The 17,340-nt window shown below is 35.4% G+C and carries 18 protein-coding genes and 1 riboswitch; of the genes, 8 read left to right on the top strand and 10 right to left on the bottom strand.

The annotated features are described in order from the left end of the window. Positions 1-196: 196 nt before the first annotated feature. Both ACESSZ_RS14860 and ACESSZ_RS14855 read left to right on the top strand, forming a co-directional pair. Positions 197-886: a response regulator transcription factor gene (locus tag ACESSZ_RS14860; RefSeq protein ID WP_008690271.1), complete on the top strand. Its 690-nt coding sequence runs from the start codon at positions 197-199 to the stop codon at positions 884-886. After that, positions 879-2,210: a HAMP domain-containing sensor histidine kinase gene (locus ACESSZ_RS14855; RefSeq protein WP_499842873.1), complete on the top strand. Its 1,332-nt coding sequence runs from the start codon at positions 879-881 to the stop codon at positions 2,208-2,210. The genes ACESSZ_RS14860 and ACESSZ_RS14855 overlap by 8 nt, the downstream gene beginning before the upstream one ends. Before the next feature lie 308 nt (positions 2,211-2,518). Here ACESSZ_RS14855 and ACESSZ_RS14850 read toward each other — a convergent pair whose 3' ends face one another. Further along, positions 2,519-3,295 carry a Cof-type HAD-IIB family hydrolase gene (locus ACESSZ_RS14850; RefSeq protein WP_008690273.1) on the bottom strand — a complete coding sequence of 259 codons (777 nt, stop codon included), beginning with the start codon at positions 3,293-3,295 and terminating at the stop codon, positions 2,519-2,521. 186 nt (positions 3,296-3,481) lie between these two features. Here ACESSZ_RS14850 and glmU point away from each other — a divergent pair, with 186 nt between their 5' ends. From glmU to ACESSZ_RS14835, 3 genes are read left to right on the top strand one after another with little or no spacing between them, the layout of a single operon-like run. Continuing rightward, the gene (gene glmU, locus ACESSZ_RS14845; protein ID WP_008690274.1) at positions 3,482-4,837 is read left to right on the top strand and encodes a bifunctional UDP-N-acetylglucosamine diphosphorylase/glucosamine-1-phosphate N-acetyltransferase GlmU; all 1,356 of its coding nucleotides are present in this window, start codon (positions 3,482-3,484) and stop codon (positions 4,835-4,837) included. Positions 4,838-4,854: 17 nt separating this feature from the next. Further along, positions 4,855-5,808, top strand: coding sequence for a ribose-phosphate diphosphokinase (locus ACESSZ_RS14840; protein WP_008690275.1), 954 nt, complete (start codon positions 4,855-4,857; stop codon positions 5,806-5,808). 24 nt (positions 5,809-5,832) lie between these two features. Next, the gene (locus ACESSZ_RS14835) at positions 5,833-6,189 is read left to right on the top strand and encodes a DUF1622 domain-containing protein (protein WP_008690277.1); all 357 of its coding nucleotides are present in this window, start codon (positions 5,833-5,835) and stop codon (positions 6,187-6,189) included. A 314-nt stretch (positions 6,190-6,503) separates the two neighbouring features. Here ACESSZ_RS14835 and ACESSZ_RS14830 read toward each other — a convergent pair whose 3' ends face one another. After that, positions 6,504-7,280 carry a hypothetical protein gene (locus ACESSZ_RS14830; RefSeq protein WP_008690278.1) on the bottom strand — a complete coding sequence of 259 codons (777 nt, stop codon included), beginning with the start codon at positions 7,278-7,280 and terminating at the stop codon, positions 6,504-6,506. Positions 7,281-7,504: 224 nt separating this feature from the next. On the opposite strand from ACESSZ_RS14830, the gene ACESSZ_RS14825 reads away from it, so the two are divergent. Continuing rightward, positions 7,505-8,251 carry a polysaccharide deacetylase family protein gene (locus ACESSZ_RS14825; protein ID WP_008690279.1) on the top strand — a complete coding sequence of 249 codons (747 nt, stop codon included), beginning with the start codon at positions 7,505-7,507 and terminating at the stop codon, positions 8,249-8,251. A 240-nt stretch (positions 8,252-8,491) separates the two neighbouring features. On the opposite strand, the gene ACESSZ_RS14820 is transcribed toward ACESSZ_RS14825, so the two are convergent. Further along, the gene (locus ACESSZ_RS14820; protein ID WP_008690280.1) at positions 8,492-9,994 is read right to left on the bottom strand and encodes an LCP family protein; all 1,503 of its coding nucleotides are present in this window, start codon (positions 9,992-9,994) and stop codon (positions 8,492-8,494) included. Positions 9,995-10,304: 310 nt separating this feature from the next. Between ACESSZ_RS14820 and mnmE the strand changes: the two genes are divergently transcribed. Both mnmE and ACESSZ_RS14810 read left to right on the top strand, forming a co-directional pair. Continuing rightward, entirely contained in the window at positions 10,305-11,636 is a 1,332-nt protein-coding gene (gene mnmE / locus ACESSZ_RS14815) for a tRNA uridine-5-carboxymethylaminomethyl(34) synthesis GTPase MnmE (RefSeq protein ID WP_008690281.1), read from the top strand. A gap of 62 nt (positions 11,637-11,698) precedes the next feature. Next, a complete protein-coding gene (locus ACESSZ_RS14810) occupies positions 11,699-12,481 on the top strand; it encodes a TatD family hydrolase (protein WP_008690282.1) in 783 nt (260 codons plus the stop codon). Positions 12,482-12,594: 113 nt separating this feature from the next. Here ACESSZ_RS14810 and ACESSZ_RS14805 read toward each other — a convergent pair whose 3' ends face one another. From ACESSZ_RS14805 to ACESSZ_RS14775, 7 genes are all read right to left on the bottom strand, one after another. After that, positions 12,595-13,335, bottom strand: coding sequence for a helix-turn-helix domain-containing protein (locus tag ACESSZ_RS14805; RefSeq protein ID WP_008690283.1), 741 nt, complete (start codon positions 13,333-13,335; stop codon positions 12,595-12,597). Positions 13,336-13,531: 196 nt separating this feature from the next. After that, a complete protein-coding gene (locus ACESSZ_RS14800; protein WP_008690284.1) occupies positions 13,532-13,903 on the bottom strand; it encodes a metal-dependent transcriptional regulator in 372 nt (123 codons plus the stop codon). Between the two features lie 40 nt (positions 13,904-13,943). Further along, entirely contained in the window at positions 13,944-14,306 is a 363-nt protein-coding gene (locus ACESSZ_RS14795) for an arsenate reductase family protein (RefSeq protein ID WP_008690286.1), read from the bottom strand. 65 nt (positions 14,307-14,371) lie between these two features. After that, complete coding sequence (locus ACESSZ_RS14790) at positions 14,372-15,025, bottom strand: membrane protein (RefSeq protein ID WP_008690288.1); 654 nt, start codon at positions 15,023-15,025, stop codon at positions 14,372-14,374. A 219-nt stretch (positions 15,026-15,244) separates the two neighbouring features. After that, the gene (locus ACESSZ_RS14785) at positions 15,245-15,667 is read right to left on the bottom strand and encodes a hypothetical protein (RefSeq protein WP_008690289.1); all 423 of its coding nucleotides are present in this window, start codon (positions 15,665-15,667) and stop codon (positions 15,245-15,247) included. After that, entirely contained in the window at positions 15,648-16,316 is a 669-nt protein-coding gene (locus ACESSZ_RS14780; RefSeq protein WP_008690290.1) for a hypothetical protein, read from the bottom strand. Before ACESSZ_RS14780 ends, ACESSZ_RS14785 begins: the two co-directional genes overlap by 20 nt. A gap of 61 nt (positions 16,317-16,377) precedes the next feature. Next, positions 16,378-16,710: a PadR family transcriptional regulator gene (locus ACESSZ_RS14775; protein WP_008690291.1), complete on the bottom strand. Its 333-nt coding sequence runs from the start codon at positions 16,708-16,710 to the stop codon at positions 16,378-16,380. 288 nt (positions 16,711-16,998) lie between these two features. Then, positions 16,999-17,100: riboswitch (purine riboswitch) on the top strand. The last annotated feature ends 240 nt before the right edge of the window (positions 17,101-17,340 follow it).

Below are 17,340 nucleotides of genomic sequence, written 5' to 3'. Positions count from 1 at the left end.
TCCTTGCAATCATTATACCAGAAAATGGGGCAAAAGTCAGTAAAATCAAGTGTTTTCAGTTTGCTCAGCAGACACTATTTACTAGTGTTTTCATATAAATGTTATATAATGAAGACGAAAACATTGTATAGAAAGGATGCGTATATTGTAAGGATGACTGCTTAGGTGAGTTCATTACAATATACCAGGTGATGGTATGGCATATAATGTCCTGATCGTAGATGATAATAAAGAAATCCGAGAAGTGGTCAATGTACTATTAAGTAATGAAGGATATATTGTGAATGAAGCTGACAATGGTGCAGAAGCTATTACAAAATGCGAAGCACAGGATCTTATTATCTTAGATATCATGATGCCCGGTATGGATGGTTTTAAGACATGTCGACGTATCCGTGAATTAACCAATGTACCTATCTTATTTCTTACGGCAAAGACTTTAGATCAAGATAAAGAAGACGGCTTTAACAGTGGTGGCGATGATTATCTTATTAAACCATTTTCCTATAGCGAGCTTTTATCTCGTGTAAATGCTCTTATACGTCGTTTTTATGTATATCGCGGAAAAAGTAATATTGAGGAAAGTAATATTATAGAACGTAATGATTTGAAAGTGGATCAAAATAGTAATCGTGTATGGGTTGGTGATGAAGAAGTAAATCTTACCGAGATAGAGTATCGTATCTTGCAATTACTGATTACCAATCCTAAGCGCGTCTTTTCTAATAAAGAATTATACGAAAGCATATGGGATGAATCCTATTTATATACTGCCAATAACACGATCATGGTACATATACGGAATTTAAGGAAAAAATTATTAGTTGATCCTTCCAATCCTAAGTATATACGTACTATTTGGGGAAAGGGGTATCGCTTTGATTAGAAAAACACGAATATCCAGATTAAGTATCAAACTGGTTATGATAGTGTTAATTTCTTTTGTGGCCAGTGCTTTATTATTTGCTATTTTGTTCATGAACCGTTATCGCGTTTTTCATTTCATTATTGATGAAACAGCCTTAACAAAATCAACAGCTGAATCGGTAGCTCAATTGCAAACTACGATTACCAAGAAACATATATCAAAAAATGATCAGAAACGCATCCGTGAAGAAATGAAAGAATATCGCCATCTTACGATGCAGCTATATGATTCTGAAGGGGTCTATTATACGGATCATGCCAGTCCTTTGGAAAAGGATGTATACATAGAAACATCTTCTTTTCTATTAACGTTATATTATCCACAATATGAAGATTATACATTAAAATTTTATGATGGTACATATAATTTGACCGTGTATTCTTATCAAGGTGTTTGGTTTATGGAGCTGTATGTAATAGGTGCTATTGTGCTTTGTGTGATGCTATTTCTATTACTGATCATGCGCTATATCCGCCGTAAAATAAATTACATCCTAAAAATAGGGGATGAAATGAAGCTGATAGAAAGTGGAGATTTCCAACATCCAATTCTTTATGAAGGTAAAGATGAATTAACAGATCTAGCAATTCAATTGAACCAATTGCGTTCTGTATTAGATGAAAACATGCGAAGTGAAAAAGAAGCAAAACAAGCAAATCAAGATTTGGTTACAGCGATGAGTCATGATTTACGTACGCCATTGACCTCCCTCCTTGGTTATCTTGATATTCTTGACATGAAAATATATAAGAATGAAGAAGAGCGTTCGGAATATATTCGTAAGTGTAAAATAAAGGCTGATCAAATTAAAGATATGTCTGATCGTTTATTTACGCATTTCCTAATCTATGCACAGGATGAGAATATCCAATTGCAGCTGATGGATCAAGATCAGGTAAATGTGATGCTCGAGGCCTTTGGCAATGAATTGATTGACAGTGGTTTTGAGATTCAGCTGCTTATTGACGCAAAACCATTTAAGATTATGGCTGAAACGAGTTTGTTAAAAAGAATATTCGATAATTTATTATCAAATATCCGCAAATATGGGTCATCACAAGTGGAAATAAGTTTACGCTGTGAAGAAAAGCAGTTATGCATGTGTATTAAAAATGATAAGAAAGAGGATATTTCAAAAGAAGAAAGTTCTTATATCGGATTAAAGAGTGTACGAAAAATGCTGTCTTACATGAATGCTACTTTAGTGATTCAGGAGGTAGAAGACATTTTTATAGTACAGCTTGTGTTCCCTTTATCAATGGATGGTTTACCAAAAGCATGAGATGATGAATGAGGATCCTTTATATGGAAATGTTAGTATCAGATGAAATACATTCCTATCGGCTTTTGGAAATCTTATACAACTAGGATATGAAGTGAATAAAGAAAAAGAATCATCAGCAAGTTCTAAGCATGAGATTACTTGAAAGAGATAATATTCAAACCTATTTCAGTAAATCATTGCGTGAATGAATTGCCAAGGATTCTTTTTTTGTATCATGTTTCACCGTGATGTGATCATTAGAATATTATCATAAATAGCATAAGAAAACAGTTACTACTTAAAATTAAGGCTTACTTGAATTAAAATTACAAAAAATGTAAGGAAGTTAATGCTTGCAGGATACCATCTTCACTAACCTTTGTCGTTACATAATCAGCGATTGCTTTTACATCTTCATGAGCATTTCCCATAGCAATGCCTATGGCAGCATGTGTCAACATTTCTACATCGTTTAAACTATCCCCAAAGGCAATGTAGGAATCCATTTGCAGATGTTTTAACAAGTATTGGATGCCTTTATATTTATGATAATCTTTTAATACGATGTCGGCATACGTGGATAATCCGGGAATAATATGTATACCATCAATTTCATGATAAGATGCATAATCGTATTGTAAGGGACCGTAAGCGATCATCATGATGACAGGTTGTCCATCATAAGGCTTAACTTCTGGAACAAGTTCTTTAAAAAAATCCAATGCCTGATAAACCAGCTCATTAGGCGCAGCAGTAAGATATTCACCTTCTCCATGAATTATCAATATAGGATTTTGTTGGGCATGTGCCACCTGCATACACTTTTCAACACTCGCTTGAGGAATACAGGCGAGATGTAAGATTTCTTGTTTTTTATTAAAGATTGCCTGACCATTGTTACATAAGAAAAAATCCCAATCAATTAAGGAAGCAAAACCGCCATTCTTCAATGATGGCAAAGAACGTCCTGTTGATATTCCCAGTAAATGCCCTTGTTTATGCAGCTGTTGTAAGGCTGTGATTGTAGAAAGGGGAATTTGATGGGTTTCTGTATCAATGAGTGTACCATCAACATCAAAAAGAAATAGCATTTTATCGTTCATAAATTTATCAACCTGCCTTATGTCTACATGGTATCATAGGTTAAGGAACATTGCCACATTTAATCTTCATGGTGAAGTACACATTCGTAAACATATGGAAAACAACGGAAATTGGGTAGGAAATAGGCGATATACCTTTTTTTTACTTGGCTTTTTTGATAAAATAGGAATGGAGGTAATTTTTTTATGAAATCTGCAATAGTATTAGCGGCTGGTAAAGGTACCAGAATGAAATCCTCACTATGTAAAGTCATGCATCCGGTGTTAAATAAACCGATGATCGGACATATTATCGCGGCATTAAGGGCTGCCGAGGTTGATCGAATCATTGTTGTTGTCGGACATGGAGCAAATAGCGTCAAGGAGTATTTACAAGATGACGTAGAATATGCATTACAGGAACCGCAGTTGGGTACCGGGCATGCTGTCATGCAAGCTAAGGCATTAGCTGAAGAAGACGGCGATACCATTATCGTAAATGGGGATGGACCTTGTATTCAGAAAGAAACAATTCTGAAAGCATTTGCGGCGAATCAAAACTATGCATGTACCGTATTGACTAGCGTATTAGCGGATGGTGAGCGTTATGGACGTATAGTACGTAATCGTGATGGTATGGTTGAAAAAATCGTTGAAGCAAAAGATTGCAGTGCTGAGGAATTAGCCATTAAAGAAATCAATACTGGAATTTTCTGTTTCAAGACCAGCAAGCTGTTTGATGGTTTAAAAGAAATCACCACCAACAATGCCCAGAATGAGTATTATTTAACAGATCTGGTAGAAATTTTTCATAAGCATAATGAAAAGGTAAATGCGATGATCGTAGATGATGCAGAGGAAACCATGGGTGTGAATGATCGTGTTGATTTAGCAAAAGCCAATAGCTGGATGAAAAAGCACATTAATCATAAACACATGTTAAATGGTGTGACCATTCTGGATCCAGACAACACCTATATTGATGCTGATGTGGAAATCGGAGAGGATACAACGATTTATCCCAATGTGCATCTACAGGGAAACACTAAGATAGGTTCCCATGTGACAATTTTACCGAATTCTTTCTTGCGCAATGCGCTTATTGAAGATGGTGTGACCATTGATAGCAGCAAAATTGTTGAAAGTAAGGTAGGGGCTAAGACAACAATCGGTCCTATGTCACATTTAAGAAACAATACGGAAATTGGTGAGAATTGTCGTATTGGAAATTTTGTGGAATTTAAAAACTCACACTTTGGCAATGGAAGTAAATGTGCGCACTTAACGTATGTGGGAGACAGTGATGTTGGCGAGCGTGTCAACTTTGGCTGTGGTGTTGTGACCGTCAATTACGATGGTAAGAACAAATATCGCACGACGATTAAAGATGGTGCATTTATTGGCAGCAATTGTAATCTGATTGCGCCTGTGACCATTGGCGAAAACGCTTTGCTTGCGGCAGGTTCTACAATTACTGATTCAGTAGATGATGGTGATATGGGAATTGCCCGCTCTCGTCAGTCCATAAAGAAAGGTTATGGATCAAAGTATAAGAACAAATAGGAAAGGAATAGGGAACAATGGAAAACAAAACAGTAGTATTTGCGTTAACATCCAGTGTGGGTCTGGCAAATGAAATCGTCAGTCAACTGGGTATTCCTCTGGGACAGTGTGATGTAAAACACTTCTCCGATGGAGAAATCATGGTTGAACTTGGGGAATCTGTACGTGGTAAGAATGTCTTTATCGTACAGTCTACCTGCGCACCGGTTTCCAGTAACATCATGGAGGTGTTGATTGCTATTGATGCCTGCAAACGTGCCAGCGCCGGACATATTTCTGTCGTAATGCCATACTTTGGCTATGCACGTCAGGATCGTAAGGCAAAACCAAGACAGCCAATCACCTCAAAGTTAGTTGCTGATTTACTTGAAAGAGCAGGAGCTAACCGTGTAATCACAATGGAACTTCATGCTACACAGATTCAGGGATTCTTCGATATTCCGGCGGATGATATTTCAGCAATACCAATCATCGGTAAATATTTCAAGGAATTAAATCTGCAGGATGTAGTTGTTGTATCTCCGGACCATGGAGGAACTACGCGTGCGCGTAAGTTAGCGGAGATTCTGCATGCACCATTGGCTATTATCGATAAACGTCGTCCAAAACCAAATGTGGCAGAAGCGATGAATATCATTGGTGATGTAAATGGTAAGGTTGCCATCATGGTAGATGACATTGTAGATACTGCCGGAACATTAACAGCAGGTATTAACATGTTGTATGAAAAGGGTGCTACCGCTGTATACGCATCTTGTGTACATGGGGTATTAAGCGGACCAGCAATTGATCGTTTAAAAGCAAGTAATTTAGCAGGTTTCATCTGTACAAATACAATTGCACAAGATGAAAAAGCTGCTCAGTATCCAGAAATGAAAGTATTATCTGTTGGACCGGTACTTGGTGATGTCATTAAGGCAATTGAAGAAAACCGCCCGGTAAGTCCAATTGTTTCCCGTTACGCTGAATAAAAAAATACATAGAAAGGAATTTATATGCTGGAACATATCGTTGCACAATTCCTGCCAGAAATTATTTCTTTACTGGAACTGATTGGGATTGCAGTAATCACCTTCGGTTCGGTTAAGGCTTTCTATCATTATAGTAAGGCTTTTCTGACAAAGAAACGATACCCGATACGTATCGAATTAGCAAATGCTCTGGCATTGGGACTGGAATTTAAGATGGGAGCCGAAATTTTAAAGACGGTTCTTGTCCGCAGTCTAAATGAAATCCTCATTTTAGGTGCGATCATTCTTCTAAGAGCACTGTTGTCATTGATGATTCATTTTGAAATCAAGGCAGAACAGCAACATGGCTCTCCTGAAGAGGCATCTCCTAACAATTATTAAATATCATAAAATATTTATTAAAAAAGAGTCAAGGCATATACGAATGTATTCTCACAAATGAAGTGGCAAATGTGAGAGATACCGTGTAGTGTCACGACTCTTTTCTTATATAAGTCTTTATAAAGGATATTTTATTGCTTTTCTATTCTTATAACTTATTAAACTTTATTTCATAATTTAACATACTTCTTTATAATTCATTAAACTTATTTGTAAATCATCGAAATTTTCTTTATAATTCAACAAACTTCATTATAATTCATTAAACTTTTCTTGATAACTCATGGTACTTAGCTTTTTAAGAAACGTATGTTCTATTTATCGTTTGTATGAAAAATGGTGTGAATAAAATGTTTAGGCCCATGTCGATAAAGCAATAAGATACCATCTTTTCCTATATCATGATAAACATCATCAAAATAAAACATACCGGCTACTGCCGTGAATTGATTCCAAAAGTCACTATGTAATGCTTTATGCAATACGGTATGCTGCAAAGCTTTATTTTCAATTGTAATAGCTTGTGCCAACATGCCAAATGCTTTTTCTTTGTGAGGCTCATAGCGGACATCTTGAAATTTATACTCTTTACAATTGCGATTCCAGGCTAACCAATTAGCCAGCCCATGAGTAAATGTCATATCATCTAGCATGTCAAGATAATGGTGAGTTGACAAAGGGTAACGATGACGTATACAAAGCTTGGTTATTTCCAAAGTGATATAATTTTGCATGATATAAGTCATTTGAGAGAGGATTCTTGTATAATCAGCAATATGAATCAGATCTAAAATGATAACGTTATGCTTGAAAACTTCGGTACGCATTGGGGCTGAGGTACTTCCGACAACCGGTATGATGGTTAATGAAGCAAGAAGCTCATCCATATCGGAAAATAAGCTTAACCAGATATCTTGATTAAATACCGGGAATTCCTCGACAATCGTTTCCAGTTCACTTAATAATGCGGAAACGACATCTTTACGTTTGCTATCTGGTTGTTGAAAGCCAGATACATAGGAATATCCGCTGCTTTGTTCCATAGGTAAATCATGTAAAAAGGCATGAATAAGAGATGAATCAATTTGCATACTATCCCTCCTTGTCTTTTATTTTACTATAGAAATGTAATTTCAGAAAGGAAGAAACATTATAATTCTTTGAATTCACAAGAAAGTACATCAGAGTAGAATCTGCTGAGGTATTTAAATTATGCATGGCATTACATTCGGTAAGTCGAGGCAGTTTACGAAAAGAATCTGCCATCGCAAATAAAGTTAACACCTCGGGGAACAATAACTCATGAGGTGATTGTATGGATAAGCAATTAGCAAAGCGTGTGTTTTTGTGTTGTTGTGGTTTTTTGCTAGTAATTGCGATGATGGCATCCGTCTTGCCATCTGCTGAATTGATTAAGGTAAGCAGCGAGAAGAAAAAAGTGATGTATCTTACCTTTGATGATGGTCCAAGTCAGAATACGCAAGAAATATTAGATATTCTAGATCGTTTCCATGTGAAAGCAACCTTTTTCGTAACAGCAGAAAGCCCAGATCATATAAATATGATTAAAGAAGAGGTGAAAAGAGGCCATGCGATAGGAGTTCATACATATGCACATGACTATAAAACAATTTATACAAGTGTAGATGGTTATTTTAAAGATGTTGAAAAAATGAACGATATCATTGAGAAACAAACAGGTAAAAGGACAAAAATTCTACGTTTTCCAGGTGGTGTCAGTAATACAGTCTCACGGAAATATGCCTCTAAGATTATGAGTAAATTAGCTAAAAAAGTTGAGGAACATGGGTATCACTATTATGACTGGAATGCTTCGAATGGCGATGGAAATTGTTATACAAGCGTGGATTCTTTGATAAACACAGGGCTAAAAGAAGTAAGAAATCAGGATACGGTCATGATGCTTATGCATGATGGAGGTGCCAATAAAGCTACTGTTGAGGCTTTGCCTACGCTGTTAAACAGTTATATACAACAAGGCTTTGAATTCCGGATCATCGATGATACAACGCCGGTTTTTCATCATCATATTGCAAATTAAAGGCAAATTCATTACACGATGGAAGAAAAAAAGAAGAAGGTTGCAGGTTATGGATACTGAATGAAATCATATCCAACAGGTTTACAAACTTCTTCTTTTCTATTGAGATTACTTTATTCTTTAAGATAAGATTACTTCCTTCATTTGAAAGATAAGAACTATCGCTACTAATAATTGGGATACGTCATGATGTCTTTTCGAAGAAACGATAAAGACGAAACTTCCCTATAACAGATAGTATTATCCGGCTTTTGAAACAAGCTCATTTTGATGATCAATATCTGCTTGTGTAATGGTTTCACCTTTATCTATCTTTTTAATTAACTTAATAGCATTCGTTACACAGGCTTCATTTGGTACCATAACATAGGCATTAAATCCATTAGCCGGTGTCCACTTGGTTGCGCCGCGGCCACTCACTTGAATTTGCTTGATATCCCAGCCACTCATATCATTCAACTGTGCTTTTACAAATGCTGTCATTTCACTTTGTGACATATTTGTCTGGAAGCTGCCGCTTACAGCACTCATAATACCTGTATAGTTTGTGATAATCGTAGGGGATAAGGCTTTGTTGATAATAGCTGTCAAAGCGCGCATTTGATTACGGCTACGTTCACGATCACCGTCAGCTAATGAATAACGTTCACGAACAAAGCCAAGGGCTGCTTCACCACTCAAATTATTCTCACCGACATTGATTTGATATCCGTTATTTGTCGTAAAGGCAAATGGAGAATTTACTGTGATACCACCTAATGCATCGACAATATTAATTAAACTTGAGAAATTTACACGTGCATAATAATTTAATTTGATATCCATAAAGTTCTCAACTGATTTCAAAGTACAATCAACACCAAAGATACCTGTATGGGTCAATTTATCAAGCTGATTATCTTGACATACCTGAGGAATATAGAAATCACGAGGTACACCGGTCATTAAAATCTGATGTGTTTTAGGGTTAATAGATACGATCATATTAACATCGGAACGCGATACAGTAGCGATAGAACCATAAGTATCAATACCGGTAATATACACATTAAATGGATCTTCGGTAACGTCAACACCTTTTGCCAATGCTTTTGATTTGGTCTCATATCGGTATTCTTTAATGACACGTGTCTTTTTGTTAAAATCAGAGTGTTCTTCTTCAAACATCCCGCGAGAACCTTCGTTAACTAAGATTGCGTCCACATTTCCATTGTATAAGTCATCACCATATTTCTTATAAGAAGAATAGCTAATGGTAACTGGCTTAGATCCTAAATCTTTTTCAATATCTGTCAATGCCTTATTTTGGGTTTCTGAATCACCAATAGAGATTGTGCCAAGTTTCTTATCCTTTAAGTCATTGATTTCTTTCATTTTGCTATCTTTCATAACAACAACGGATAGGATAGATACATCGGTATCACTACCTGTCATTTTTGAGAAAGCATCACTTGTTTTAAATATATACCAATTACCTACAGCTAATAATAAGGAAAGAATAACGATGAGAACTTTTCCTAAAGCTCGGTTAAATCGATTTACTCTTTTACCCATCTGTAAATAATACATTGCCAATAATAGTAACAGAAGCAATACAGCAAGTATCATAAAATATTTCATAGGAATCAGATTAATTGTAAATGCTTGAACGATAAATGCTAAAGTAAGTACGGCATATATCAATATGAAATAAAATTCAGGCTTTTTATAGAACGCCTTTTTATTCGTGCTTTTTTTTGCCATGTTTTCAGCCCTTTCTTGTAATGATAAGCATATTTATTATACCTGTTTTCAAGCGTTTTTACTACATAAAATTCTTACGTTTCATTAAGCACTAAGAAATGGTAACAAAACAGAAATGCCGCTTTTACAAAAATAGGATGCTTGAAAGAAAAGTGTAGTGTATATCAGCTATGCGTTATTTTCTTGTTTTTCCCAAAGCATCTACAAAAGCATACAATTTATGCGTTATCTGCGAAAAAGATGGTAAACGAATAGGAAAAATGGTGATATACATGATACAATATACGTTAGAAACGGCAGGTGTTTATACATGTTACAAGATACCATTGCGGCAATTTCAACAGCAGCTGTAGATGGCGCCATCTCGATCATACGAATGAGTGGTGATGCGGCCATTCAAATTGTTGATTCCTTATGTTCGATCGATCTGACATCAAAAAAAAGTCATACAATCAGTTATGGTTTTATCCTAGACCCTATTACAAAAGAGGAAATTGATGAGGTGTTAGTATCGGTTTTTCGTGCTCCTAAAACATTTACAAGAGAGGATATCGTAGAGATCAATTGCCATGGCGGCCGTTATGTGACAAAAAAGATTCTGCAACTTTGTCTGATGCAGGGGGCACGCTTAGCAGAGCCGGGAGAATTCACGCGCAGAGCATTTTTAAATGGCCGAATTGATTTGACACAGGCAGAAGCTATTAACGATATGATTCTTGCGGATTCTAATGAGAGTCGGAAATTAGCAATGCATGGGATTCGCGGAAGTGTAAAAAAATTATTAGAGCCATTCATTAAAAATATTTTAGATATTATCGCGAATATAGAAGTGAATATCGATTACCCTGAATATGATGATGTTGAGATGTTGAGCAATGAAGTGATACTTCCTAAGATTCAAAAATGGCTTTCACAAATTGATCAATTATTAGAACGTGCTGAAAGTGGACAAATGATGAAAGAAGGTATCAAAACAGCGATTATCGGAAAACCAAATGTTGGGAAAAGCAGCTTGTTAAATGCCCTTCTGGAAGAAGATAAAGCAATTGTTACCGAAATAGCAGGAACCACCAGAGATATTGTGGAAGGTCATATTCACTTGGGTGGTTTGACTTTGAATTTGATAGATACAGCGGGAATTCGTGAAACAGAAGATGTTGTTGAAAAAATCGGTATCGAAAGAAGTATGAAAGCTATCGAAGATGCACAATTAATTATTTTAGTTTTAGATGCCAGTCGTCCATTGGATGAAGAAGATCAGCAACTGATGCAAATGACTGAAAATAAGACAAGAATTATTGTATATAATAAAAAAGATCTTAATCAACATATAGAAGGCATATGCATTTCTGCTCAACATCATGAAATTGAACCGTTAATACATGAAGTACATCGATTATTTGACAGTCATAAAATTGTTATAGAAGAGCCCGTATTAGCGAATGAACGACAAATATCACAAATGATGAAAGCCAAAAAAAGTATGCTGTCAGCTGTTGATGCGATTGCGATGGGACTTGAACTTGATGTGGTAGAAATCGATATACAGGAAGCTTATACGGCATTAAAAGAAATATTAGGAGAAGTACATCGAGAAGATTTATTAGACACATTATTTGCTAATTTCTGTTTAGGTAAGTAAATATAGGATGGTTTTTAATCGACTGGTTACAGAAGCAGATTCTTAAAAAGAAGGTGAAAAGTATGGACTATACATTAACAGATACTCATTGTCATATCACATGTGATGATCTATTTGAACGCATTGATGATGTGATTGAAAATGCAAAAAGGCATCATGTAGGAAGAATGCTGATTGTTTGTACGAATTTTAAAGAATTTGAACGTGCAAAAAGTTTAAAAAAGCAACATCCTGCAATCTTTGATATTGCGTTAGGCTTTCATCCCAATGATCTATATAAATTTGAAGAAAAAGATTATGTACGATTGGAAAGCTTATTACAGCATCATGAGTTGTGTGCACTTGGTGAAATAGGTTTGGATTATCATTGGGATGACGTAAAAAGAGAAGATCAGATAAAAGGCTTTATACGTCAGCTTGAAATGGCGAAAAAATACCACATTCCGATTCTTATACATATGCGAGAAGCCACAAAGGACACGCTTGACATCTTGAAAGAACACAGACCTTTACAAGGAATTTTCCACTGTTACAGCGGAAGTTATGAGACAGCTGTTGAGGCAATGAAATTAGGCTTTTATATTTCCTATGGCGGACCATTGACATTTAAAAATTCAAGAGGAGCTCCAGAGGTTGCTGAAAAACTTTCTGTAGACAGATTGTTTGTTGAAACAGACAGCCCATATCTTACACCGCATCCACATCGCGGCAAACAAAATGAGCCGATGTATGTTGAAGTAACCTTTCAACGCTTATGTGAAATAAAGGGTATGAGTGAAGCTGAGTTGGCTGAGCAATTAGAAAGAAATTATCAAAGGTTATTTTATAATACATTGCGGTTATAGGAACTTTGAAAAACAAAAAAGATAAGAAGATTTTATTTATTAGATAAATACTATTTTCTTATCTTTATTTTATATTGACAATGGAAAGTTTAAAGGTATTTCTACTCTTTATATCATTCATACTTTTTACCTATATAATATATAGCAAGTATTAAGCTACAAAAAAGAAAGGTTAGTAAAACGCCCTGTATGTTGCTTGTAACTGTTGAACCATATAATTTTATACATATACCGTGGATGAGAATGAATACATCAGCAGATAGCAGTGCCCAACTCTTAATTGTGGTACAGATATATGGCCAATTCCCATTATGGAAAGATAAACCGGTACAATGTATTCTGAAAATACCATGCATAACATAATGAATCTTATTTGAATCGTAATAGGAAGGTAATACCTTTGGGGTAAGAAAACAAAAATATCCTCCTAATAATAAGATGATAACACTAGTAGTTATGCTGCTTTGTAAGTCTGATATCGAGATATCTGCCATAGTAAACATGATAATTTCAAAGAAAAAGATGATGATGCATAGGAAATATGCGATGATCCAATGTTTTCGATGCCGTTGTAGCGTGTGATAGATGACGTGATCGTATGCATGAATATCGCATGGCTTCAAGGATTCGATATTCTGATGCTCACCTTTTAGTAGTTCAGTAACAGTGAAATCAAATAAATTTGCTAGGGGCATAAGCAAGGGTATGCTGGGCATGCTTACTCCACGCTCCCATTTACTTACGGTTTTATCTGATACATACAACTTGTCAGCTAAATCTTTTTGTGTAAGCTTTTTTGCTTTTCTTAATTCACTTATATACGAACCGACTTTTTCATTATTTATCTGATCCATACATACACCTCCTGGCTATATCTTACAGTGTCATGCTTTTATAATCAATCGACTGTTAGTAGAGTTATGAAAAAGATGTAGATCATGATGGATAAAGAATCTGTACAAGGTATTCATATAAGGGTTATGCGGCTGATTATAAAAAAGTCATAAAAAAACTGAAGGAAGTCAGCAATGATGTTGATGTTTCTTCAGCTTATTTCGCATATTTGTTTTTAAAATCCATCAGTTTTTGAAAGGTCTCCTCACTGATGACATGTTCAATGTGACAGGCATCCTCATCAGCATTTTCAGCACTGACACCAAGTACATCTTGTAAAAAACCGCTGATGGTTTCATGACGCAAATAAATACTTTTTGCCAAATCTCTTCCGGCATCGGTGAGATGAATATCTCCATAGCTTTCTTGTAAGACATACCCTTTTTCTTTTAACACATTCATGGCTTTGTTTACACTGGGTTTGGATACATGCATGCGACTTGCGACATCCACACAGCGAATTTTTCCGGTTTCTTCCAATATCAGCAATGTTTCTAAATAATCTTCTAAAGATTCCCCTAATTTCATGCAATCACCTCAATATACTTTCTTTAAATATATCATAAAATCAAGACTGTGAACATAAGTTTGTGTAATTCTCTTCTTTAAAGCCAACAAGAACAACTTGCTCTGTTACAAGAAGCGGACGTTTGATTAACATGCCATGCTCACTCAGCAATTTCAATTGTTCTTCCTCGCTCATCAAAGGAAGACGTTCTTTCATATGTAGTTCTTTGTATAAATTACCACTGGTATTAAAGAATTTTTTCAAGGGAAGTCCACTGCGCTTCCACCATGCGGTTAACTCTTCAACACTTGGGGTATCTTCCACAATGTGTCGCGCTTCTACTTCGACACCAAGGGATAGTAAGTGCTTTTTCGCTTTTTGACATGTGGAGCATTTCGGATATTCAATAAATAAGACTTTCATAATAGCCACCTCACTTAGCAATATCATAGGGGAAATTTGCCGGAATTGCAATCTTTCTGCCTATATCATAAGCCTTTATATTTCTTAAATTGTTTGCGGCATAGTATATGATAGAAAATTGAAATAGCACCTATGACACATAAGATGATACATAGCGCTAAGAAAGAGATGGTGATAGTTCCGGTATAGTGTGTATTTGCCCAAAGCATGATACCTATATAGCAAACAGCATAAATAATTATATAGATGATCCAACTATATTCTTTAAAACGCAAAACAGTGCGGCCTTGTGCAAAATCAGCTAATAAAATGGCAGCAGATACGGCAAGAGCGGTACAGAAATCATTTACAGTAAAGGTAAATGTATAGTGTGTGAAAGAAATAGATGTCGTATCATCAAGACCTATCAAAGACAAAAGCAAGATCATGATAAAGAAGATGAAGATAGCACCGGAAAAGATGTATAATAAACGCAAAATATGTTCTAGCATGGTTTCTTTTACAGCATTTTCGCTGATTTGATTGCAGAACTCTTCAAGATCACCGAAAGCTTCTTCTGTTGGGATGTCACGTTGTTGATTATCCAAGGCTAAGGCGAGCACATCGTCAAGAATATCACGGAATACAGTATTGCTGATATGACGAGAGGATAAATTACGAGCAATCTTTGTATATACTTTTTTATAATCGTGGTGCAGATCTTTTACTTTATTTTTCATAAAGACACCTCCGTTTTTATGCTGCTTCTTTATAGGAAAAGTAATTCTTATGCTGTGTATGAAAGTACAGGTATAACAAAATAGGTGTTAAGAGAATACATATGCCAATAAAAACTATAGGAATTATAATAGAATGAGGCAAATAAGGCGATAACATAGGAGGCATTATACAAATTAGTAAAGCATAGAGGGGTATCATAATGGCGTAACGACCAAATTCTAAACGAAAGGATAAACGGTTGATTTGGTCATAGGGATACCTATAAATGTCAAAATATAGCGTATAAGTTCATCTGCAGTAAAACGTATCTCACCATGGTTATTGAAGATTCCGATTAGGAAAAGAAGTGTGATAAAAATGCATAGCAGTCCGCCATATAAACCTACTTTTTCTATCGTTGTTTCTTTTACGGCATTGCGGGAAATCTCATCACAGAACTGTTGGTAATCTCCAAAAACTTCTTTAGGCTTTAAATTGCGCTGTTGATTATCCAAAGCCATCACAAGAATATCTTCTAGAATGTCATACAAAACCAAACGATTAATATGCTTGCTAGTTAAATAATCTTTCATTAAATGGAAGGTTGTTAGATAATCGCTATTAAGACCACGCTCATCTAATTTATTTTTGTAAAATATCATTCTCACCTCCTGATGTACTCTTGTAGTTAAGAAACTGTTGATAATGCTTATGCCGCAGCCAGTAAGACAAACTTAGCATGATTACACAAATGAAACAAATACAACCAATAAATAATAAAGGAATATGCATCTTAGCTGGCAGGAGATAAGGAGCTATTAAATACATACCGCCATCAATAACAATAAAGCCTATAATTATGATAAGAATACGCATTTTAGGTAGATGGAAAGCATATCTTTGATAGATATACATAACTAAAGTTATCATTAAGAAATCTGTGAAGTACATACAGAAGTCTGCTCTGTCATAAAGCAGATAGCCAAGTTGTAGGGTCGTTTGTAAGGAAAAAAGTAATTCTTTTAAGAAGCTTAAACTAAATAACATAAGAAAGGCACCTAGGTATAAAGAAATTGTTTCTAACTTTGTTTCCGCAATGGCATTTTTTGATACCTCATCACAGAAACTTTCATAATCGCCAAAGGTTTCATGTGGTGAAGCTCCACGCAGTTGTCCTTCTTCGGCGATTGCTAAAATGTCTGCTAAGATATCTTTACGAATGAGTTTGTTTATGTTTTTTGTATATAGATACTCACACATTGTTTGATAAACTTTACGATATTCCTTGTTTAAGTTTCCTGTATCTTTCATCGTGTTCACTCCTTTCGATTATGCTCTTGTACCACCTGCATAAACATTATGCATTATATTATTACGTATCTTTTCTATCATCGAATAATACATGCATGGTATGTTCTAGAATTTGCCAATTTTCGTAAAATTCAGCTAAATACATTTTGCCTGCTTCTGTAATCTGATAATACTTACGTTTAGGACCTAGCGGTGATGCTTTTTTCTCAGCCTTGATATAATGTTGTTTTTCTAAGCGCAATAATATGGGATACAAGGTACCTTCACTGACATCTATCCAGCCGGCTTCTTTCATGCCCATTAAAATCTCATAGCCATATGTTGTTTGCTTTTCGATAATCTTGAGAATACATCCTTCCAGACTCCCACGCATCAGCTGTGTTTTGTCATACATGCAATCACCTCTACTTTGTTACACAAGGTACTTCCTTCAACTACATTGTAACACAAAGTAGCATAGACGCAAGAAGGTATTAAAAAATTAAGATATTTTCAGAAATTAATGAACGAGGATATCAAACTACTTATGTAGCAAGGGGACACAGGCTTTGTTTTTATCTGTTATTTTTAGCAACCGTTTCTATGCTATATTGAATACAGGTAAAAATGATAATAAACCTGTATAAATATATGTAAAAATTAAGAAAACCTATTGTAATACCATAGGAAGTTTAGTAAAATAATCATGTATTGACAATATGCTTGTATATACTCCATAATATGGATGGAGAGTTTCTAGCCGTGAGCCGTAAATTCACGGGCTACAAGCAAACAATTACTCTTTCTTTTTGTTCGAGACGTACTTGTTTGCTTGGCAGGCAGGTACGTCTTTATATTTTTATAGGAGGTCTTACTTATGGTCTTAAGAAGATGCACTATATTAATTACACAATTCAACGGTTTTTAGTGTACATATTAAGAGATGCTTGATATGTATTTTTTATTTCTAAGGAGCTAACTATTAAGAAGTCAAGCATTTTTGAAAAAGATTGAAAAAGCATGACAAAAACAAGTGCTAGTAAAA

The organism is Eubacterium sp. 3_1_31, assembly GCF_964249515.1.
Lineage (GTDB): Bacteria > Bacillota_I > Bacilli_A > Erysipelotrichales > Erysipelotrichaceae > Longicatena > Longicatena caecimuris.
This window is presented reverse-complemented; position numbering and strand designations above follow the sequence as displayed.

Bases quoted from the DNA above. Each gene is read 5' to 3' on its own strand.
- ACESSZ_RS14785 (WP_008690289.1), bottom strand. From the start codon at position 15,667: ATGATATTTTACAAAAATAAATTAGATGAGCGTGGTCTTAATAGCGAT.
- ACESSZ_RS14805 (WP_008690283.1), bottom strand. From the start codon at position 13,335: ATGGATCAGATAAATAATGAAAAAGTCGGTTCGTATATAAGTGAATTA.
- ACESSZ_RS14840 (WP_008690275.1), top strand. From the start codon at position 4,855: ATGGAAAACAAAACAGTAGTATTTGCGTTAACATCCAGTGTGGGTCTG.
- ACESSZ_RS14820 (WP_008690280.1), bottom strand. From the start codon at position 9,994: ATGGCAAAAAAAAGCACGAATAAAAAGGCGTTCTATAAAAAGCCTGAA.
- ACESSZ_RS14775 (WP_008690291.1), bottom strand. From the start codon at position 16,710: ATGTATGACAAAACACAGCTGATGCGTGGGAGTCTGGAAGGATGTATT.
- ACESSZ_RS14795 (WP_008690286.1), bottom strand. From the start codon at position 14,306: ATGAAAGTCTTATTTATTGAATATCCGAAATGCTCCACATGTCAAAAA.
- ACESSZ_RS14835 (WP_008690277.1), top strand. From the start codon at position 5,833: ATGCTGGAACATATCGTTGCACAATTCCTGCCAGAAATTATTTCTTTA.
- ACESSZ_RS14790 (WP_008690288.1), bottom strand. From the start codon at position 15,025: ATGAAAAATAAAGTAAAAGATCTGCACCACGATTATAAAAAAGTATAT.
- ACESSZ_RS14825 (WP_008690279.1), top strand. From the start codon at position 7,505: ATGGATAAGCAATTAGCAAAGCGTGTGTTTTTGTGTTGTTGTGGTTTT.
- glmU (WP_008690274.1), top strand. From the start codon at position 3,482: ATGAAATCTGCAATAGTATTAGCGGCTGGTAAAGGTACCAGAATGAAA.
- ACESSZ_RS14850 (WP_008690273.1), bottom strand. From the start codon at position 3,295: ATGAACGATAAAATGCTATTTCTTTTTGATGTTGATGGTACACTCATT.
- ACESSZ_RS14810 (WP_008690282.1), top strand. From the start codon at position 11,699: ATGGACTATACATTAACAGATACTCATTGTCATATCACATGTGATGAT.
- ACESSZ_RS14860 (WP_008690271.1), top strand. From the start codon at position 197: ATGGCATATAATGTCCTGATCGTAGATGATAATAAAGAAATCCGAGAA.
- ACESSZ_RS14800 (WP_008690284.1), bottom strand. From the start codon at position 13,903: ATGAAATTAGGGGAATCTTTAGAAGATTATTTAGAAACATTGCTGATA.
- ACESSZ_RS14830 (WP_008690278.1), bottom strand. From the start codon at position 7,280: ATGCAAATTGATTCATCTCTTATTCATGCCTTTTTACATGATTTACCT.
- ACESSZ_RS14780 (WP_008690290.1), bottom strand. From the start codon at position 16,316: ATGAAAGATACAGGAAACTTAAACAAGGAATATCGTAAAGTTTATCAA.
- mnmE (WP_008690281.1), top strand. From the start codon at position 10,305: ATGTTACAAGATACCATTGCGGCAATTTCAACAGCAGCTGTAGATGGC.